The sequence below is a fragment of the Pseudomonas sp. DC1.2 genome (assembly GCF_034351645.1).
In the GTDB taxonomy this organism is placed as follows: Bacteria; Pseudomonadota; Gammaproteobacteria; order Pseudomonadales; family Pseudomonadaceae; genus Aquipseudomonas.
The window spans coordinates 4876438-4896334 of sequence record NZ_CP133782.1 but is presented as its reverse complement, the minus strand read 5'-3'; the positions used below and the strand labels follow the sequence as shown (position 1 = coordinate 4896334).

The following is a 19897-nucleotide window of genomic DNA, read 5'->3' as shown; positions in this document are numbered from 1 at the left end:
TTGGTCGGATTGACCAAAAAGTGGCGGCGATTATAGGCATATTCCGCCACCGATGCCACGCACCAGAGGTCTTGTAGACCTTAGTCGTGTGCCTGATAGACCGGGTCATTCGCCTGAAGTTGCCGCAGTCTGTTCAAAGGGTCCTGCCGGTAGAAAAGCTTCAACTGCTCATAGACCTGTGGATAAGCCTCGTGCAGCAAATCCGGCGCGCTGAAGAAGTATTCGCTGGTGACGGCGAAGAACTCTGCCGGGTTCTCGGCGGCGTAAGGGTCGATGGCGGTTTCGGCGTCAGGATGGCGGTCCAGTTGCCGGTTTAGGTCGTCGTAGGCCTTTTGCATGATGGTTGCCCAGTCACTGACGCGCATATCGGGGTGCAGCGGCGGCAGGCCGTTGGCGTCACCGTTGAGCATGTCCAGTTTGTGTGCAAGTTCGTGGATAACCAGGTTATAGCCTTCCCAACCACCGCTCGCCATCACACCGGGCCAGGCGAGGATGATCGGTCCTTGTTGCCAGGCTTCGCCGCTGTGTTCGCCGTCCCATTCATGTTCGACGCCGCTGGCATCGCGGTGGCGCTGAGGGCTGAGGAAGTCATCGGGATACAGAACGATTTCGTGAAAGCCCTGATACCAGTTCAGGTCGCCCAGGTTCAGCAGTGGCAACTGGGCTTGCGCGGCCAGCAGCAGGCGTTGCTCCTGATGGAGTTCGACGCCGGGCAGGGCGGTCAGGTGTTTATCGTGCAGAAACAGCACGCAGGCTTCACGTAGCCACTGGTCCTGCTCGGTGCTGAGGCCGTCGAGAAAGCTTAGGTGGTGGCGCACCCGCTGCCAAAGGTCATCGGCAATCGGGTGCTTGGCCAGGGTGCGCTGGCGTCGCCAGGCGCTGAGGGACCACATCGCCAGTTAGCGCGTTTCGGTCTTGGAGTTCGAACCGCCGAGCCGGCTGCGCACGATACCGATGATCATTGGCAGCAGCGACAGCAGGATGATGCCGACGACCAGCAACGAAAGGTTTTTCTTGATGAACGGTACGTTGCCGAAGAAGTAACCGAGGGTAACCAGGCCGCCGACCCAAAAAATCGTACCCAGCACGCTGAAGCCGAAGAAACGTGGGTAAGGCATTCTCGCCACGCCGGCGACGAACGGTGCGAAGGTGCGGATGATCGGCAGGAAGCGCGCCAAGGTCACGGTTTTGCCGCCGTGCTTGTCGTAGAAGTCGTGGGTTTGTTGCAGGTAGTCGCGGCGGAAGATTTTCGAGTTTGGGTTGCTAAAGAGCTTCTCGCCCGCCGTTCGGCCGATGACGTAATTGGTGCTGTCGCCCAGGATCGCCGCCAGCATCAACAGGCCGCCCAGCAGCACCGGGTCCATGCCGCCGCCTGCTGCCACGGCACCGGCGATGAAGAGCAGGGAGTCGCCCGGCAGGAATGGCATTACCACCAGGCCGGTTTCACAGAAGATCACTAGAAACAGGATGGCGTATATCCATGGCCCGTAATTGGTCACTAGCATATCGAGGTACACATCGAGATGCAGGATAAGGTCAAGGGGGTTGAAATCCATGGAAAGCACCTGTGGTTATGGCCCGGCTCAGCAGGCCTGTGCGGACGACTTTATGTAAGCCTACACGCGAGTGTAGTTTTTCTTACAAGCCAGAAAGGTCGCGATTATACGGTGTGAGAGGTGAAAAGCGCGTCGAGATTGTAGCGGGGGATGTCGATAGAGATGGGTGGTCGTTGCGGGTTTTTGTGAGCGCGAGCTTGCTCGCGATGGCCTCGGTGTCGCTGAAACACTGAGGTGCCTGTATCGCGAGCAGACTCGCTTGGACCCTGCCTAGGGTGAATCAGAGTTCGTCGCTGATCGGCAGCACGTAGTTCTTGAATTCGGTGTCTTCCTTAAAGCCAATCGACTCGTAAGTCTTCTGTGCCACTTCATTGTTGCTGCTGGTGGACACACGCATGCGCACGGCATGGGTTTCCTTGGCCATTTTCTTTGCGGTGCGTATCAGGTTGTCGGCGACCAGTTGGCGGCGCGCATCTTCGGCAACGTAAATGTCATTGAGAATCCAGACCCGTTTAAGTGAGAGGGACGAGAAGCTTGGGTAGAGCTGACAAAAGCCCATGAGTTTGTTGTTGTCGTCATCGGCCAGCGCGAGGTAGATCACCGACTCTTTACGACGCAGGCGTTTTTCGAGAAATGCCCGGGACGAGTCCGGATACGGCAAGGCGCCATAAAACTCGCGGTATTTGACGAACAACGGGGTCAGGATGTCCAGGTGTTCGAGGGTCGCTTGAATAATCCGCATGGTAGGTCTCGTCTTCAAGTGGCTGTCTTCACGTGCGCTGGCGGCGGTTTGTTACTCGGGCAGCCGTGCTTCGATCCTGCCTGAAACCGGATCAGAAACGCAATGCAGAAACGGTTCAGGCATCCGGCGGACTGAGTAGGAAATTTCCTTTCATGTCCGTGCCGGTGTCTGACGCCAGGGTCTGAACCTGGGCCTCGTCCTTGAGATTGACCCCCGACAACTGCCTTCGACAAGCTTCGCGCATCAAATACAGCAAGCGGTGCGCCGCCATGCCGTAGCTCAAGCCTTCGAGCCGGACATTGGAGATGCAATTGCGGTAGGCGTCTGTGAGGCCGACTTTGGGATTGTAGGTGAAATATAACCCCAGGCTGTCCGGTGAGCTGAGGCCGGGGCGTTCACCGATCAGGATTACTACCATTTTCGCGCCCAGCAGTTCGCCGATCTCGTCGGCCACGGCTACGCGTCCCTGCTCCACTAAAACGACCGGTGACATCGACCAGCCGTCCGCTGCAGCCTGTTCTTCCAGGCGCGTCAGAAACGGCACGGTATGGCGATGAACGGCCAATGCCGACAAACCGTCGGCGACAACGATGACGCAATCCACACCACCGGGGTGCGCCAGGGCGTAGTTGCGCAGGCTCTGCGCCGACGCATCACTCAACTTGCGCCCCAGATCAGGACGCTGCAAATAACTGTTCCGATCCGTGGCAGCGCTGTGCAGCAGCAGGCTCTCGCGACCGTGCTTGGCCAGTTGCGCGCTCAGCCCCGCGTGGTCGAACGGCAAATGCACCGCGTCCCGGGCCTGCGCATGGGCGTACTGGAAATCCAGTTGCGCCTTGGTGGGCAGGCTGGTGCCGGTGCGGCCGAGCGCAATGCGTGCCGGGGTCAGGCGACGCAGCTGCAGCCACGGGTTCTGCGGATCGACGGGGGGCTTATCCATATCAACACTCATCCCAATTGCGCCAGGGCCTGGCGGAAGGCTGGCGGCAAGCTGTTGCCGAAGCGAACCTTGCCGTCCGCCTGAGTGAAAATGCCCATCTTCGCCAGCCATTGTTCGAACTCCGGTGCCGGTTTCAGGCCCAACGTCTGGCGCGCGTAAAGGGCATCGTGGAACGAAGTGGTCTGGTAGTTGAGCATGATGTCGTCGGAGCCGGGGATGCCCATGATGAAGTTGATCCCGGCGACGCCGAGCAGGGTTAGCAGGGTGTCCATGTCGTCCTGGTCGGCTTCGGCGTGGTTGGTGTAGCAAATGTCGCACCCCATCGGCACGCCCAGCAGCTTGCCGCAGAAGTGGTCTTCGAGGCCGGCGCGAATGATTTGTTTACCGTTGTAAAGGTATTCCGGGCCGATGAAGCCGACGACGGTGTTCACCAGGAACGGCTTAAAATGGCGCGCCACCGCGTAGGCGCGGGTTTCGCAGGTTTGTTGATCGATGCCGTGGTGAGCATTGGCCGACAGGGCGCTGCCCTGGCCTGTTTCGAAATACATCAGGTTTTGCCCAAGCGTCCCGCGATTCAGGCTCAACCCCGCGTCATAACCCTCCTGCAACACATTCAGGTTGATGCCGAAACTGGCATTCGCCGCTTCGGTGCCGGCAATCGACTGGAACACCAGGTCCAGTGGCACGCCTCGATTCACCGCTTCAATAGAGGTGGTGACGTGAGTCAGTACGCACGCCTGGGTCGGGATGTCGTAGCGCTGGATGATTGCGTCGAGCATTTCCAGCATGGCGCAGATTGAGGCGATGCTGTCGGTGGCCGGGTTGATGCCGATCATTGCATCGCCGTTGCCGTACAGCAGGCCATCGAGAATGCTCGCCGCGATGCCGGCCGGTTCGTCGGTCGGGTGATTGGGTTGCAGCCGAGTGGATAACCGGCCGCGCAGGCCCATCGTGCCGCGAAACTGCGTGACCACGCGGATTTTCTGCGCCACCAGCACCAAGTCCTGTACGCGCATGATCTTCGACACGGCGGCGGCCATTTCTGGGGTGAGGCCGGGCGCGAGGGCGCGTAGGCTCGTTTCGTCGGCGGCATCGCTGAGCAGCCAGTCGCGAAAACCGCCGACGGTCAGGTGGCTGACCACGCTGAAAGCGTGTGGGTCGTGGGTGTCGATGATCAGTCGGGTAACTTCATCGGCTTCATACGCAATCAGCACCTCCTGCAGGAAGTGCGAGAGCGGGATGTCGGCCAAGGCCATTTGCGCGGCGACCCGCTCGCCGTCGTTAAGCGCGGCGACACCGGCCAGGAAGTCCCCGGAACGGGCCGGGCTGGCCTTGGCCATCACGTCCTTGAGGCTCTCGAAACGGTAGGTCTGGGCGCCGACGGTATGGGCAAATACGGCCATGAGACGGAGGCCTCCTGATTCTGTGGATAACTCAAAAACACCACCAAACCCTTGTGGGATGTGTATGCACGTCGATGTAGCAGGCGCCGGACGATAAATCCGGCGCCGATACCGCTTAGTTACCTGTGAGCATAGCGTCAGCCGGTGCGTCCGAACGTTGTTTGGCGGTCAGTTGGAAGTAGATGAAGCCGGCGGCCATAAAGCCGAGGAACACCAGCCCGATCACCGCATTGAACCATGCCATCGCCACCAGGCAGACCACCGCCAGAAACAGCGCAATCCCCGGCACAATCGGATACCCCGGCGCGCGGAAGGTGCGCTCCAGGTTTGGCTCGGTTTTACGCAATTTGAACAGGCTCAGCATGCTGATGATGTACATCACGATGGCGCCGAATACCGACATGGTAATCATCGCCGCCGTCAGGGTCATGCCTTGCAGGTTGACCAGGCCGTCGCTGTAGATAGCGGCGATGCCGATGACGCCGCCGGCCAGGATCGACCGGTGCGGGGTCTGAAAGCGCGAGAGTTTGGCCAGCGAGCGGGGCAGGTAGCCAGCGCGAGCCAGGGCGAAGAACTGTCGCGAGTAGCCGAGGATGATGCCGTGGAAACTTGCCACCAGACCGAACAGGCCAATCCAGACCAGCATGTGCATCCAGTTGGAGTTGTTGCCCACCACGGTTTTCATTGCTTGTGGCAAGGGATCGTTGATGTTGGCCAGCAGACGCCAGTCACCCACACCGCCCGCCAGGATCATCACGCCGATGGCCAGGAACACCAGGGTCAGGATGCCACTGACGTAGGCTTTGGGAATCGTCCGTTTCGGGTCCTTGGCTTCCTCGGCCGCCATGGCGGCGCCTTCAATGGCGAGGAAAAACCAGATCGCAAACGGGATCGCCGCAAAGATGCCGGGGATCGAAGCCATGGTGAACTCGTTGGCGCCGGACCAGCCGTTGAGCACGAAGTTACTGACGCTGAAGCCTGGTGCAACCACGCCCATGAACACCAGCAACTCGGCGACGGCCAGCACCGTGACCACCAGTTCAAAGGTCGCGGCGATGCTGACGCCGAGGATGTTCAGGGTCATGAACACAAAGTAGGCGCCGACCGCTGCAATCTTGGGGTCCAGATCCGGGTATTGCACATTGAGGTAGGCGCCGATGGCCATGGCAATCGCCGGTGGCGCAAACACGAATTCAATCAGGGTGGCGATACCGGCGATCAATCCGCCTTTTTCCCCGAAGGCCCTTCGGCTGTAGGCAAACGGCCCGCCCGCGTGGGGAATCGCGGTGGTCAGTTCGGTAAAACTGAAGATGAAGCAGGTGTACATCGTCGCCACCATCAATGCGGTGACGAGAAACCCCAAGGTGCCGGCAGTGCCCCAGCCGTAACTCCAGCCAAAGTATTCGCCGGAAATCACCAGGCCAACGGCAATGCCCCATAAATGCAGGGTGCCGAGTGTGGGTTTGAGCTGTGTAGTAGACGTCATAAGTCCTCTCTGTCTTTTTTTATTGTTTGATCTATTGGACTTTCAGGTGCAGCGATTACGTAAAGAGCGGGCGCGCAAAGCCTGTGTCAGAGCAGCACGGCAGTTTTTTGATGGTGTCATCAAGGACAACTTCGCGAGCGGGTTCACTCCCAGAGTGCTAGGCAATGCATAGGTGGGAGCGAGCCTGCTCGCGAAAGCTATTTGAAGGGCGATACAGGATTACCTGCATCGCCCCGGTTTTTAGAAGAAGCCCAGCGGGTTGATGTCGTAGCTCACCAGCAGGTTTTTGGTCTGCTGATAGTGGTCGAGCATCATTTTGTGGGTTTCACGGCCAACGCCAGACTTCTTGTACCCACCAAACGCAGCGTGCGCCGGGTACAGGTGGTAGCAGTTGGTCCAGACTCGACCGGCCTTGATGGCACGGCCCATGCGGTAAGCGCGGTTGATGTCGCGAGTCCAGAGGCCGGCACCCAGCCCGAACTCGGTATCGTTGGCGATGGCCAGGGCTTCGGCTTCGTCCTTGAAGGTGGTGATGCTCACCACCGGGCCAAAGATTTCTTCCTGGAACACGCGCATTTTGTTGGTGCCCTTGAGCAGGGTCGGCTGGATGTAGTAACCGGTCGCCAGGTTCCCCTCGAGTTTTTCTACCTTGCCGCCGGTCAGCAACTCGGCGCCCTCGCCCTTGGCAATTTCCAGGTAGGAGAGGATTTTGTCGAATTGCTGCTCAGACGCCTGGGCGCCGACCATGGTGTCGGTGTCCAGCGGGTCGCCACGTTTGATTTGCAGGACTTTCTTCATCACCACTTTCATGAAATCGTCGTAGATCGACTCTTGCACCAGCGCTCGTGATGGGCAGGTGCAGACTTCGCCTTGGTTGAAGAACGCCAACACCAGGCCTTCGGCTGCTTTTTCGATGAAGGTGGGTTCGGCTTGCATGATGTCGGCGAAGAAGATGTTCGGCGACTTGCCGCCCAGCTCGACGGTGGACGGAATGATGTTTTCGGCGGCGCACTTCATGATGTGCGAGCCGACCGGTGTCGAACCGGTGAAGGCGATTTTGGCGATGCGCTTGCTGGTGGCCAAGGCTTCGCCGGCTTCTTTACCGTAACCTTGCACCACGTTCAGCACGCCTGGTGGGAGCAGGTCGCCGATCAGTTCCATCAGCACGGTGATGCCCAGCGGGGTTTGCTCGGCAGGCTTGAGCACCACGCAGTTACCGGCCGCCAGGGCTGGGGCGAGTTTCCACGCGGCCATCAGAATCGGGAAGTTCCACGGGATGATCTGCCCGACCACGCCCAACGGTTCATGGATGTGGTAAGCCACGGTGTTGCCGTCGATTTCGGCGGCGCTGCCTTCCTGGGCGCGAATGCAGCCGGCGAAGTAGCGGAAGTGATCTGCCGCCAGTGGGATGTCGGCGTTGAGGGTTTCGCGAACGGCTTTGCCATTGTCCCAAGACTCGGTAACCGCCAGCACCTCGAGGTTTTGCTCGATGCGATCGGCAATTTTCAGCAGCACCAGCGACCGCGCCTGGGCAGACGTGGCGCCCCAGGCATCGGCGGCGGCGTGGGCAGCGTCCAGGGCTTTGTCGATGTCTTCAGCGGTGGAACGCGGGAATTCGGCAATCGGTTGGCCGTTCACTGGCGAAGTATTGGTGAAGTACTGACCTTTGACAGGCGCGACGAATTCGCCGCCGATGTAGTTACCGTATTGGCTCTTGAACGAGACGATAGCGCCTTCAGTACCGGGGTGAGCGTAACGCATGACGGGTTTCTCCTTGGCTTTTGTGCTTATAAGGGAGTGGCGCATGAGCGCTTGTTATAAGCGTAGAGCAAAGGTCGGGCCACTGCCTTGCAGCTCAGGAAAATCAAGGCGTTGCGCACTTTTTGTCGGACCAACGGGGGCCGGCTGTGACGGTTTTGGTACAGCCGGGGTGACACTTTGTACCGCTTGTGGCGCAGTGTGTGACCGGGCGGTCTGCTCAGCATTGCAAAGCATCGGTGGCTGGAGGATGCTGGGCGTCACTTCACGCACGGGCCCCCGAGCCCCGGGGAGAATAATAAGAAATGCACGACAACCATTTGAGTCGCCATGCCCAACAAGTCTTGACGGTCACCCAGGGCAAGTCGCACCTGCACGGTCCCGGCAGTGACCCTTCCATCGCGCGGTCCTGGCTGCGCTGCCTTGAGGACTATCACCTCGACCCCGCACTGACCATCGCGCCGACCGTGCTAGAACATGGTCGCGTGCTTGAAAGCCGCGAACGCCTGCAACACGTTCTGCAGATCGCCGGCAATGAAATGACCAGCCTGCATCAGCAACTTTCCGGTGCCGGGCATGCGGTGCTGCTCACCGATGCGCGGGGGGTGATCCTCAATTGCGTCACCGCTCCTGCCGAACGCAAGATTTTCGAGCGTGCCGGGTTGTGGCTCGGCGCCGACTGGAGCGAAGCGTGCGAGGGCACCAACGGCATTGGCACCTGCCTAGTGGAGCGCCAGTCCCTCACCATCCATCAGGACGAACATTTCCGTGGCCGCCACACGGGCCTGACCTGCTCGGCGAGCCCGGTGTTCGATCCCCAGGGCGAACTGCTAGCCGTGCTGGACGTCTCGTCGGCGCGGCATGATGTCTCGCGTCAGAGCCAGTTTCACACCATGGCCTTGGTCAATCTGTCGGCGAAGATGATCGAAAGCTGCTATTTCCTGCGTTACTTCGATAATCAATGGCTGCTGCGTTTTCACCTTCAGGCCGAGTCCGTCGGGCTGTTCAGTGAAGGGTTGCTGGCGTTCGACGGGGACGGGCGGATCAGCGCGGTCAATCAAAGCGCGCTGAATCTGTTGGGGCATGTACGCGGCGGTCTGCTGGGCAAATCAGTCGATGCTTTTTTTGACTGCTCGCTGGATGAACTGATGGGGCGGGCGAGCGTCGATGCCAGCGCCAGTTGGCCGTTGCGCAGCCGCGATGGGCGTAGCCTGTTTGCGGTATTGCGTGGCCAATCGCGGAGCATTCCGGTGCCCGTGGCAAAAGCGCCGCTTAGGGCCCAGGGCCCGCATCTTTCGGGTATCTGCCTGGGCGATAGCGCCTTACAGGAAGATTTCCGCAAGGCCCTGCGGGTGTTCGAGCGAGACGTGCCGCTGTTGATCAACGGCGAAACCGGCTCGGGCAAAGAGGCATTCGCCAAAGCCGTACACCACGCCAGCCAGCGCGCCGAAAAAGCCTTCGTCGCGCTCAACTGCGCGGCCATCCCTGAAAGCCTGATCGAGAGTGAACTGTTCGGCTATCGCGGTGGCAGCTTCACCGGTGCTCGCAAGGAAGGCATGCGTGGCAAGTTGCAGCAGGCCGACGGCGGCACCTTGTTCCTCGACGAAATTGGCGACATGCCCTTGGCCCTGCAAACTCGACTGTTACGCGTGTTGGAGGATCGCCAGGTCGTGCCGATTGGTGGGGAACCGGAGTCCGTCAACGTCAGAATTATCAGCGCGACTCACCGCAATTTGCTGGAGCGAGTCCAGGGCGGTGGCTTTCGTGAGGATTTGTATTACCGCCTCAACGGTCTGGAAGTGGCGCTGCCGGCGCTGCGCGACCGCACCGACAAAGCCCAACTGCTTGATTTTCTGTTGGTCGAAGAGGCCGGCGCGCAAACCGTGTTGATTGATCAGCCGGCGCGACAAGCGTTGCTCGGGTTCGCGTGGCCGGGGAATGTTCGGCAGTTACGCAATGTGTTGCGCACCTTGGCGGCGTTGTGTGACGACGGGCGGATCGGGCTGGAGGATTTGCCGGCGATGATCCGTCAGGCGCGGCCGGTCGTTGCATTGCCTGCCGAGGAGCCTTGCGACCATCCGCTGGAGGACGCCGAGCGGCTGGCACTGCTCAATGCGCTGGAGCAACAGCGCTGGCACATGACGCATACCGCCGAACAGCTCGGTGTCAGCCGCAATACCCTCTATAGAAAGCTGCGTAAACACGGTATCGCCCGCTCGGCGTAACCGATCGTTCCCACGGTCGACGTGGGAATGCCTCAACAGACGCTCTGTGTCTTCGTCTGCTTCTGAGTCCGCTTCTGGGGCGCAGAGTGTCCTGCTGCCCGAAACACAGGGTGCGAATTTTCCCACCCTACGCTAACCTGCGGCCATGTTTTACGAGGTCGACTATGCACATTCATATTCTTGGTATCTGCGGCACTTTCATGGGTTCTATGGCGGTTCTGGCCAAAGAGCTGGGCCATCACGTAACCGGCTCCGATGCCAACGTGTATCCGCCTATGAGCACTCAGCTTGAGGCGCAAGGCATTGAGTTGACCCAAGGTTACGACCCTGCGCAGCTCGATCCGGCCCCCGACCTGGTGGTCATCGGCAATGCGATGTCGCGTGGTAACCCGGCCGTTGAATATGTGTTGAACAAAGGCCTGCCTTACGTCTCCGGTCCGCAATGGCTGGCGGATCACGTATTACAGGATCGCTGGGTGTTGGCCGTCGCCGGTACTCACGGCAAGACCACGACCAGCAGCATGCTCGCCTGGGTGCTGGAGCACGCGGGCATGAGCCCGGGTTTTCTGATCGGCGGCGTACCGCAGAATTTCTCGGTGTCGGCACGTCTGGGCGACACCCCTTTCTTTGTGATCGAAGCCGATGAATATGACAGCGCCTTCTTCGATAAGCGCTCCAAGTTCGTCCACTACCGTCCGCGCACGGCGATCCTGAATAACCTTGAGTTCGATCACGCCGACATCTTTCCCGATCTGCCGGCTATCGAGCGGCAGTTCCATCATTTGGTGCGCACCATCCCGAGTGAAGGCTTGGTCATCCATCCGACCACTGAGCCAGCCTTGCAGCGCGTGATCGAGATGGGTTGCTGGACTCCCGTGCAAACCACCGGCGCTGGCGGCCAGTGGCGGGTCAAGCTGCTGAGTGAAGACGGGTCCAGGTTTGAAGTGATGTTTGAAGGCACTGCCCAGGGCGTGGTTGAGTGGGACATGACCGGTCAGCACAACGTCGCCAATGCCTTGGCCACCCTGGCGGCGGCCCGTCATGTCGGTGTTGTGCCATCAATGGGTATCGCCGCCCTGAGTGCATTCAAAAGCGTGAAGCGGCGCATGGAAAAAGTCGCAGAGGTGCGTGGTATCACCATTTATGACGATTTCGCCCACCACCCCACGGCCATCGCCACCACACTTGATGGCCTGCGTAAACGCATTGGCGATGCGCCGTTGATCGCAATCATCGAACCGCGCTCCAACTCGATGAAGCTTGGCGCACACCGTGATGGCCTTCCGCAAAGCGTGGTCGATGCCGATCAAGTGATCTGGTATGCGCCGGCCAATCTTGGCTGGGACCTGGCGGGTACTGCGGCGCTGTGTACGGTGCCGTCGATTGTCAGCGACTCCCTTGAAGGCATCATTGAGCGCGTGAAAAGCCAGGCTCAGCCCGGCACTCACGTGGTGATTATGAGCAACGGCGGCTTTGGCGGCCTGCACGGCAAACTCGCCGAGGCGCTGCAATGAACAATGGACCTGAACGCATTACGCTGGCGATGACCGGTGCATCGGGTGCGCAGTATGGTTTACGCCTGCTTGATTGCCTGGTGCGCGAGGACCGCGAGGTGCATTTTCTGATCTCAAAAGCCGCACAACTGGTGTTGGCGACGGAGACGGACGTGTCGCTGCCACCCAAAACGCAAATGATGCAAGCCTTCCTCACCGAGTACACGGGCGCGGCGGCGGGTCAGATTCGGGTGTACGGCAAGGAAGACTGGATGTCACCGGTGGCCTCCGGCTCCGGCGCACCGGCGGCGATGGTGGTGGTGCCGTGTTCCACCGGGACGCTGTCGGCCATCGCGACAGGGGCCTGCAATAACCTGATCGAGCGTGCCGCCGATGTCACCTTGAAGGAGCGTCGGCAACTGATTCTGGTGCCGCGTGAAGCGCCGTACTCCAGCATTCACCTGGAAAACATGCTCAAGCTGTCGAACATGGGCGTGACGATTTTACCGGCCTCGCCGGGCTTCTATCACCAGCCGCAAACCATCGATGATTTGATCGATTTTGTGGTGGCGCGGATTCTCAATGTGCTGAACATTCCTCAGGACATGCTGCCACGGTGGGGCGAACTCCATTTGAGCAGCGATGAATAAGCTACTGACTATTGTGTTGGCGTTGCAATTGGCAGGGTGCGCCACGGCGCGCACGCTCGATGCTGCGCAGCCTGGAGCACCGGTGGTCTACTCGGGCATGCGTCTGGATCTGTATGCCATCAACGGTGGTTGCTGCGCCAAGGACCGTTTTGGCGCCGAAGCCCCGAGCTATCCGCACATCGACCTGCCGGCCAGTGCCTTGCTCGACACACTGTTGTTACCGTTGTCGGTGCTGACAGTCTTGGGCGTTGCTTTTCAGGCGACTGGCGGGTTGTAGCAGGACGCTTCCCGCTATTCGCGAGCACGCGTGCTCGCGAGAGGTGCCGTTCAGGCGCACACCGTTATTTGCCTAATTTGCGTAACTCATCCGACTCAATAACCCGCACCCCATCCTGTTCTTCGAGCGCCAGTCGCCACATGGCGCGAGCCAATTGGCAGGCTTCGATGCCGCGGTATTTGCCCGGAATCAGTCGTGACAATGGCCCGGCAAGTTGCTCGGCCAAGCGCGGCTCAACACGGTCACCCAGCAGCAGCGAAGGTCGGCAGATGGTCAACTGTGGCCAGTCCTGTGCGCGCAGCGCCTGTTCCATTTCGCCTTTGACGCGATTGTAGAAAATCGAGGAGGTCGGATCGGCCCCCAGCGCGCTGATCACGATCAGGTGCCGCGCGCCCATCTCCCGCGCACGTTTGGCGAAGGCGACGACCATGTCCAGGTCCACCGCACGAAACGCTTGTTCGGAGCCCGCCTGTTTGATGGTGGTGCCCAGGCAGCAGTAAGCGATGTCAACGCGCCCGTTCAGTTGCGGCAGAAACACGGCCGGATCACCCACGGGGTTTTCCAGGTGCGGATGCTCGGCCAGTGGCCGGCGTGAGGGCGCCAGTACCCGAGTGATCGTGGGCTCATTGAGCAGGCGGTCAAGCAGGTGTTCGCCAGTCAAACCGGTGGCTCCGGCAAGCAATACATGCTGAGGCGTCAGGTACATAGTGTCTCCCCATTGATACTGTTCAGCTTAGTTGCTCTTCGCGTCCTTGCTGCTGATTGAGACACTTTGCAATGCCTTTCGTGCTTGTTGTTTTCGTAACAGTTGCCAGTGGGCGAGCACGGTTTTCGGCGCCCAGATTTGCGGCTCCGAGGCTTCGAAGTTATCGGCCAGTTCGCGCTCTGCGACGGTGGCTTTCGCCAGTTTGAAGGCTTTCTCCAAGTCGTCCGTCTGGTTCAACGCCTGGGCGAACAGGGCGTCGCCAAAGTAGGTGAAATTGGCTTCTTCCGAGCAACCGAAGGACACGCGATCAGCGCGCGAGGCGGTCATGATCAGCGTGTGTTCGTCCTTCAGGGCGGGGATGAAACCGCCGGAATAGCAGGATGAAATCACGATGATCTTGTCGCGACTCTTCAGTGGCGCGAGTACCGCTGCCAGTTCATCTGCCGGCAGATCCGCCAGCTCCATGCGTGGCTGGTCGAGCACGAGTTCATGTTCGCTGGTGCCGTGGCTGGTCAGGTAGATAAACACCAGGTCTTCCGGGCCGCTGCGCTCGGCCAGCGTCTGGATCGCGCGGCGCAGGTTTTCCCGGGTCGCCATCGGCCGGTCAGTAAGGTGGTCGCGATGGTTGACCAGACGGATCTGGCCATAGGCGCCGAAGCGGCTGGCCAGCATGTTGCTGACGTAGTCGGACTCACGCAGGAACACGCTCTGCTTGCCGTCGCCGCCAAGTGTCAGGGTGTACAGCTCTACTTCAGGGGTCGAGGCCGGCACGTTGGCCAGCGCTTCGTCGAGCAAGCGGCCCTGGGCCAGCAAGCCGAGCTCCAGAGGATCTGGCAGCAACTTGCCGCTGCCGTCGCGCACGCGTTGGCCGTTGACCCACGTACCGCTCAGCACCGTGCCATCGGTGAGCACCAGCGTGCCCAGCCCCTGATAACTGTCACTGTCGAACTGGCCCTCGTAGAAACTGCCGTCGGCCAGGTTCAAGCGCCCTGGACCGGTGAAACGCCAGTCGCTGAACTGACCGACGTAATGGCTACCGTCAGTGCCGATCAGCTCGCCCTTGCCATTGAGCACGCCGTCCTTGAACTGACCGATCCAGACGTCGCCGTCGGCGTTCTCGTAGCGGCCCTTGCCATTGAGCAGGTTGTTCTTGAATCCGCCGACATAAATATCGCCGTCGGCGCTGTTGAACGTCCCATTGCCTTCCAACTGTCCATCGACGAAATGCCCGGTGAACTGATTGCCGCTGGCATCGCCGCGCTGACCTTCGCCATTGGGTTTGCCGTGGGCGAATTGGCCTTGATACGAGCTGCCGTCCTCGAGTTCGAGACGACCGAGCCCTGAATATTGATCGGCTTTGAATTCACCACGGTAGGTCATGCCGTTTTCTTTGAGGGTGCCTTCACCGTCGCGTCGGCCTAGCCTGAAACCGCCGGTGTAGCTACTGCCAGGGGTGGTCAGCGTGCCCTGGCCATTGAATAACCCTTGCTGGAACAGTCCGCGATAGAGTTCGCCGTTGCTGCCGTGCCATTCGCCCTGGCCATGCCACTGGCCTTTATCGAACTGGCCGGCGTACCAGCTGCCGTTCGGGTAGTCGATGCGGCCCTGGCCTTGCAGCAACCCGTTGACCAGATCCCCACGGTAGCGTCCTCCGTCCGGCAAGCGGGCGTCAGGCGGCAGCAGCGATTCGCCATCGCCGCAAGCGGTGAGCAATAGGGTCAAAGCGAGCGGTACAAGTGAGCGCATAGCGGGATCCGGGCAGTTAGGCGACCGAGTATGCCGTAGCTATGTGTCCTTATATAGAGAAGGCATAAAGAGAGTCGCGAAACAGCCTGAGCTGCTTCGCATCCGGGATGGTCTAGACGAAGCAGAGTGACAGCGGTTCGGCGATATAAGCCGGTTTGTCCGAGCCTTCTATTTCAAGGGTGGCAGTGGCTTTCAGCAGCCATTGCCCGGGTTTTTTCTCGGTTACTTCGTTCATGTCGACCTTGAGTCGGACCCTCGAATTGACCTTCACTGGCTGAATGAAACGGACGCTGTCGAGGCCGTAATTGACCACCATCTTCACGCCTTCAGGCAGGATCAGAATGTCTTCCATCAGTTTGGGCATCAACGACAGCGACAGGAAACCGTGGGCGATGGTGCTGCCAAACGGGGTTTGCGCGGCTTTGGCCGGGTCGACGTGAATGAACTGATAATCGCCTGTGGCTTCGGCGAACAGGTTGATCCGTTCCTGATCGATGGTGAGCCATTGAGAGCGTCCGAGTTCCTTGCCGACATAATCTTTGAGCTCTGCAACTGGAACATAGGGCATTGAGACTCTCCTTGAGTTCATCGGTTTCTAGTGGTTGAGGTGGGGCGATGTGACGTCCCTGTGAACCACTTTAGATCAACATGACAATTTGCTCCGGTCAACCGACCATGCTTTTGGCGAATGCCGGTGTATAGCGCTGGCGTGCTTATAATGCTCGGCCCTGTCCTGTGGGGAGAACGTTGTGGGAGATGCCGGATGTTGTTACGTGGCCTGACCTGGCTGGTGCTGTTCCAATTATTGGGCACAGCCATCAACCACCTATTGTTGCCGGTGCTGCCGGGACCGATTGTCGGTCTGTTGCTGCTGCTGGTGTTTTTGATCTGCCATGGCGAAGTGGGTGAGCCATTAAGTCTGGCCGCGAGCAGCCTGTTACGTTACTTGCCGTTGCTGTTGGTGCCCCCCGCTGTGGGCGTGATGGTGTATGCCGCCGACATTGCGGCGGACTTCTGGGCCATTGTCGGGGCATTGGTGTTGTCGCTGGTGCTGTCGATGGCGTTCGCCGGGGTGCTAATGCAGCGCCTGATCAAGCGTCATGCGGCCCGCTCGGAGCACTCTCAATGATGGTCGACTGGCACGGCGCCTGGGCGTCGGTGATTCATCATCCGTTGTTCGGCATCGGCATTACATTGGGTGCCTACCAACTGGTGCTCGCGGTATTCGAGAAAACCCGCTGGATCTTTCTGCAGCCGGTGCTGGTCTCCATGCTGTTGGTGATCGGCATTTTGCTGAGCTGCGGGCTGACCTACGTGGAGTACCGCAAAAGCACCGAAATCCTCAGCATCCTGTTGGGCCCGGCGACGGTTGCCCTGGCGGTGCCGCTGTATCTGAACCTGCGGCGGATTCGGCAGTTGTTCTGGCCGATATTTACTACGCTGGTGATAGGCGGAGTGGTCGCCACCGGCTTGGGCGTGTTGCTGGGTTGGTGGTTTGGTGCCGAGCATATGATCCTGATGACCATGGCGCCCAAATCCGTGACCTCGCCAATCGCGATGCTGGTGGCCGAGCAGATCGGCGGTGTCGCGGCATTGGCTGCGGTGTTCGTGCTGATCACCGGCGTCATCGGCGCGATCTTTGGTCCGAGTCTTTTGACAAGGCTTGGTGTCCATAGTCCAGAGGCGCGAGGCATGGCGCTGGGCATGACCGCCCACGCGGTCGGCACGGCGGTGGCGATGCAGGAAGGTGAAGAGTGTGGCGCTTTCGCGGCGCTGGCGATGAGTCTGATGGGCGTGGCCACGGCAGTCTTCCTGCCGTTGGCGGTGTCGATGGTGGTGTAAGGAAATGTCTATGAGCTTGCCGCTTTTTCCGCTGAACACGGTGCTGTTTCCGGGTTGCATCCTCGACTTGCAGATTTTCGAGGCGCGCTATCTGGACATGATTAGCCGCTGCATGAAGCAAGGTGGCGGCTTCGGCGTGGTATGCATTCTGGATGGACGCGAAGTGGGGATCGCCCCGGCCGGTTACGCGCTGGTCGGGTGCGAGGCGCTGATTACTGACTTCAAGCAGCAGGACAACGGTTTGCTGGGTATTCGGGTGCAAGGTGGGCGGCGCTTCAATATCCTGCGCACGGAGGTTCAGCGCGATCAATTGACGGTCGCCGATATTGAGTGGCTCGAAGATGATCCCGAACAACCGTTGCAGGACGAAGATGCCGATCTTGTCGCGCTGCTCAAAGCGTTGGCCGAACATCCGATGGTCGAGGCCTTGAATATGGGCACCGAGGCGACCGGGCAACAATCATTGGCCAACCAGTTGGCGTATTTGTTGCCCTTTGCTGAAGTGGACAAGATTGATTTACTGCAACTTGATGATCCCCAGCAACGTCTGGACGCGATTCAGGCATTGCTTGATGAGTTGCAGGGTGAGTTGTTTGCCTAGTTTCACTTTGTATCAGGTTGCCCGCGATGCCAGTATTGCGTCTTTCTTGAGCTTTGCCTAAGTTGAAATCAGCTTCGAACAGGAAGTGAATTCAAATAATAGGGATAAGCACTATGACTCTTTATCAAGATGAGCTGGCGTTTTGGGATGATGTGGCAGCACGCTATATGTTCAAGTTTGCCGTGAGTGACGAAAATGCCCATAAAGTGGTCACTGGCGCGGCCGACTTCGCCGACTTGATGGTGGTTGAGCGTCGCAAGCGTAAGCGAGCAAAAGCCAAAGTGCCGGTGGCGATAAATTCGGTTTCGGCGATCAAGTAATGTGTTACTGCGTTGCACGATGTTGTTAATGCAAGTTAAGGAGCTTTTATGTCAATGGATGATAAACACGTCGCGTTCTATGCCTATCTCTTTCTCGATGGCTTTCCGCTGGTGCTGTATCAGCAGCGAATGCAACAGCAGTTGAAAGAGCCTCGCCTGACTCATCGTCAGCGTCTTGAGGCCGAAGTCATCGTTGGGGCTGACAGTCCAGCGGCACGCTGCATCACAATCGCTGCGCATGACGACAGTGAAGCGCTGCTGTTTAAGTTCGTCCCGGATGAGTTCGGTTACTCCATCCATGCGGTGGTCAGTGGTCGATATAACGAGTGGCGTTTTGCCCGGGCCGGCGACAGTGATCAGTTGATGATCGTGGATAAACCTATACGCGGCTTGCGATTTAAACTTGTGACATCGACCACTAACAATGCCTCTTTGGCCGATCTTGAGCCAGGGCCGGTGTATGTCACCTTGATCGGCGAGGACGCAAAAAGCGCCTTGTTTAAAGACGTTCAGGGTGAAACGGTGGCATTTGTCTACAGTGAGGTAAATCTACGATCAAGGGCGGGCGGTATCAGGGCGCCAACGACTTTCGTACTTAAACGGGTTGATGGGGCCGTCGCCTTGTTCAAGGGTTTGATAAGTGCAGTGCTGCCTTAGTGTGTGACTGCCTGAACGTTCGGGGATTAATCGCCGGGGTTGTCTGATCGCAATCAAATCACGTCGGAGCGGTATCTATTCATACCTTCGTAATCGACTGTTTTTTGTGAATTTTTTACGATTTTTATAGAAAATCCCCGCACTGTTGCTGTGCGGGGACGTGTGGCGGTGGGGTGCTAGTAGGCGTAACGCAGCAGGGTTTCGGGTAAGTGCCAGATGGCGAAAAATCCGAATAGCCCCACTAGCGCGGGCAGCACTATCCACCAGACTTTCGGCGGCATCGGGCTGAGCGGCGCCTGGCGCTGGTTTACCCACAGACTTGCCGCGCAGAAGCACGATGCGAGCATCGCGCCGGCCAGAATGTCGGTTGGCCAGTGGGCGCCCAGGTAGACCCGCGACAGCGAAATCCATAGCGCTGGCAGGCATCCCAGCAGCAACCAGGTCAGGCGCATCCGTGGCGGTTGTCCGCGACCGGCGAGTACCGCGATGGCCAGGAACAATGCAAAAGAACCGGAGGCGTGACCGCTGGGCAGGCTGAAACTGTCCAGTGGCTCAATCAGCACCTGCGGTCGCGCGCGGGCCAAAAGATGTTTGAGCGCGGTGTTGGCCAGCGCCGTTCCCAGCAATGTGCAGCCGACGAAAATCGCCTGACGCCATTGCCGCATCAACAGCAGCAGGCCGGTGAGCAGGGCGCTGAACAGCAGCATGTTGCGGAATTCGCCGATCAGCGTAAGCGTGACGGCTACTTTGTCGAGCGCTGGGCTGCGGTGTTCCTGAACCAGGGTCATGATGCCTTGGTCGAGTGCGGTCAGGTGCGGGTAGCCGATAAACAGTCCAATCAGGATCAGCAGACTCATCCCGGTAATCAGCAGAGTGGCCTTGCGGTGACGACGCAGGCTGCTGGTGACGCTCAAGCCGATCATCACGGCGATGCTGCCGATAACGATCCCCGCTTCAGGCCAGAAGCCTTCGGGCAAAGGCAGGCGAATGGCGGCCCCGGTGGCCCAGCCCGGCAGCAGATAGGCGACGCTCCAGCCCGCCGCCGCTAACAGGCTGACCGCGAAGAAGCGTGGGAAGGGCATGTCGAACATGCCAGCAACCATCGGCAGCATCGGTCGCAGTGGTCCGATAAAGCGTCCGACGAGCAGGCTGACGATGCCATAGCGCTGGAAATACGCCTCGGCCCCAGCGATCCACTCCGGATGATGACGCAGCCCAGGCAAGCGCCGGATGTTCTGGTGGAAGTGGCGACCCAGAAAATACGAGACCACGTCGCCCGTAATGCCGCCGATAAACCCCAATAACAGGGTTTCGCCCAGCGACAAGGTGCCACTGCCGGCCAGCACGGCCACGGCGAACAGCAACACGGTGCCGGGCACGATCAGCCCGACAATCGCCAGGCATTCGATTAAGGCCACTATCAGTACCGCGGCGGCTAGCCATTGCGGGTTGAGTGCCAACCAGCCGGTGATGCTATCGAGCCATGGGCCCATAC

At 59.4% G+C, this 19897-nt stretch carries 20 protein-coding genes; 9 read left to right on the top strand and 11 right to left on the bottom strand.

The annotated features are described in order from the left end of the window. Positions 1–80: 80 nt before the first annotated feature. From RHM68_RS22190 to RHM68_RS22160, 7 genes are all read right to left on the bottom strand, one after another. Positions 81–893 carry a M90 family metallopeptidase gene (locus RHM68_RS22190; RefSeq protein ID WP_322219149.1) on the bottom strand — a complete coding sequence of 271 codons (813 nt, stop codon included), beginning with the start codon at positions 891–893 and terminating at the stop codon, positions 81–83. Positions 894–899: 6 nt separating this feature from the next. Further along, on the bottom strand, positions 900–1556 hold the full coding sequence (locus RHM68_RS22185) for a DedA family protein (protein WP_322219148.1): 657 nt from the start codon (positions 1554–1556) through the stop codon (positions 900–902). Positions 1557–1836: 280 nt separating this feature from the next. After that, positions 1837–2298 carry a GNAT family N-acetyltransferase gene (locus RHM68_RS22180; protein WP_322219147.1) on the bottom strand — a complete coding sequence of 154 codons (462 nt, stop codon included), beginning with the start codon at positions 2296–2298 and terminating at the stop codon, positions 1837–1839. A 115-nt stretch (positions 2299–2413) separates the two neighbouring features. Next, positions 2414–3238 carry an ethanolamine ammonia-lyase subunit EutC gene (gene eutC / locus RHM68_RS22175; protein WP_322219146.1) on the bottom strand — a complete coding sequence of 275 codons (825 nt, stop codon included), beginning with the start codon at positions 3236–3238 and terminating at the stop codon, positions 2414–2416. 8 nt (positions 3239–3246) lie between these two features. Beyond that, on the bottom strand, positions 3247–4641 hold the full coding sequence (locus tag RHM68_RS22170) for an ethanolamine ammonia-lyase subunit EutB (protein WP_322219145.1): 1395 nt from the start codon (positions 4639–4641) through the stop codon (positions 3247–3249). Positions 4642–4756: 115 nt separating this feature from the next. Then, positions 4757–6127 (bottom strand): ethanolamine permease, encoded by a 1371-nt coding sequence (gene eat, locus RHM68_RS22165; RefSeq protein ID WP_322219144.1) that lies wholly within the window; start codon positions 6125–6127, stop codon positions 4757–4759. 240 nt (positions 6128–6367) lie between these two features. Further along, positions 6368–7888 carry an aldehyde dehydrogenase family protein gene (locus tag RHM68_RS22160; RefSeq protein WP_322219143.1) on the bottom strand — a complete coding sequence of 507 codons (1521 nt, stop codon included), beginning with the start codon at positions 7886–7888 and terminating at the stop codon, positions 6368–6370. 302 nt (positions 7889–8190) lie between these two features. Between RHM68_RS22160 and RHM68_RS22155 the strand changes: the two genes are divergently transcribed. The 4 genes from RHM68_RS22155 to RHM68_RS22140 all read left to right on the top strand — a co-directional run bounded on the left by RHM68_RS22155 (position 8191) and on the right by RHM68_RS22140 (position 12530). Further along, positions 8191–10110 (top strand): sigma-54-dependent Fis family transcriptional regulator, encoded by a 1920-nt coding sequence (locus tag RHM68_RS22155; RefSeq protein ID WP_322219142.1) that lies wholly within the window; start codon positions 8191–8193, stop codon positions 10108–10110. Between the two features lie 164 nt (positions 10111–10274). After that, positions 10275–11624 carry a UDP-N-acetylmuramate:L-alanyl-gamma-D-glutamyl-meso-diaminopimelate ligase gene (mpl, locus tag RHM68_RS22150; protein WP_322219141.1) on the top strand — a complete coding sequence of 450 codons (1350 nt, stop codon included), beginning with the start codon at positions 10275–10277 and terminating at the stop codon, positions 11622–11624. Further along, positions 11621–12253: a flavin prenyltransferase UbiX gene (ubiX, locus tag RHM68_RS22145; protein WP_322219140.1), complete on the top strand. Its 633-nt coding sequence runs from the start codon at positions 11621–11623 to the stop codon at positions 12251–12253. Before mpl ends, ubiX begins: the two co-directional genes overlap by 4 nt. Further along, positions 12246–12530 (top strand): YceK/YidQ family lipoprotein, encoded by a 285-nt coding sequence (locus tag RHM68_RS22140; protein WP_322219139.1) that lies wholly within the window; start codon positions 12246–12248, stop codon positions 12528–12530. The genes ubiX and RHM68_RS22140 overlap by 8 nt, the downstream gene beginning before the upstream one ends. Before the next feature lie 64 nt (positions 12531–12594). Here the strand turns inward: RHM68_RS22140 and RHM68_RS22135 are convergent, their stop codons facing one another. The 3 genes from RHM68_RS22135 to RHM68_RS22125 all read right to left on the bottom strand — a co-directional run bounded on the left by RHM68_RS22135 (position 12595) and on the right by RHM68_RS22125 (position 15550). Further along, entirely contained in the window at positions 12595–13236 is a 642-nt protein-coding gene (locus tag RHM68_RS22135) for an oxidoreductase (protein ID WP_322219138.1), read from the bottom strand. A gap of 27 nt (positions 13237–13263) precedes the next feature. Continuing rightward, positions 13264–14982: a C13 family peptidase gene (locus RHM68_RS22130; RefSeq protein WP_322219137.1), complete on the bottom strand. Its 1719-nt coding sequence runs from the start codon at positions 14980–14982 to the stop codon at positions 13264–13266. A gap of 112 nt (positions 14983–15094) precedes the next feature. Beyond that, positions 15095–15550: a MaoC family dehydratase gene (locus tag RHM68_RS22125; RefSeq protein WP_322219136.1), complete on the bottom strand. Its 456-nt coding sequence runs from the start codon at positions 15548–15550 to the stop codon at positions 15095–15097. Between the two features lie 195 nt (positions 15551–15745). On the opposite strand from RHM68_RS22125, the gene RHM68_RS22120 reads away from it, so the two are divergent. The 5 genes from RHM68_RS22120 (at position 15746) to RHM68_RS22100 (ending at position 18402) form a co-directional block, all read left to right on the top strand. Beyond that, the gene (locus RHM68_RS22120; protein ID WP_322219135.1) at positions 15746–16111 is read left to right on the top strand and encodes a CidA/LrgA family protein; all 366 of its coding nucleotides are present in this window, start codon (positions 15746–15748) and stop codon (positions 16109–16111) included. Continuing rightward, complete coding sequence (locus RHM68_RS22115) at positions 16108–16824, top strand: LrgB family protein (RefSeq protein WP_322219134.1); 717 nt, start codon at positions 16108–16110, stop codon at positions 16822–16824. Before RHM68_RS22120 ends, RHM68_RS22115 begins: the two co-directional genes overlap by 4 nt. Positions 16825–16834: 10 nt before the next feature. Next, positions 16835–17425: an LON peptidase substrate-binding domain-containing protein gene (locus RHM68_RS22110; RefSeq protein ID WP_322219133.1), complete on the top strand. Its 591-nt coding sequence runs from the start codon at positions 16835–16837 to the stop codon at positions 17423–17425. 113 nt (positions 17426–17538) lie between these two features. Beyond that, complete coding sequence (locus RHM68_RS22105; protein WP_322219132.1) at positions 17539–17745, top strand: hypothetical protein; 207 nt, start codon at positions 17539–17541, stop codon at positions 17743–17745. Between the two features lie 54 nt (positions 17746–17799). Then, on the top strand, positions 17800–18402 hold the full coding sequence (locus RHM68_RS22100) for a hypothetical protein (RefSeq protein WP_322219131.1): 603 nt from the start codon (positions 17800–17802) through the stop codon (positions 18400–18402). Positions 18403–18578: 176 nt separating this feature from the next. On the opposite strand, the gene RHM68_RS22095 is transcribed toward RHM68_RS22100, so the two are convergent. Further along, a complete protein-coding gene (locus tag RHM68_RS22095; RefSeq protein ID WP_322219130.1) occupies positions 18579–19895 on the bottom strand; it encodes a bifunctional DedA family/phosphatase PAP2 family protein in 1317 nt (438 codons plus the stop codon). Positions 19896–19897 lie beyond the last annotated feature (2 nt).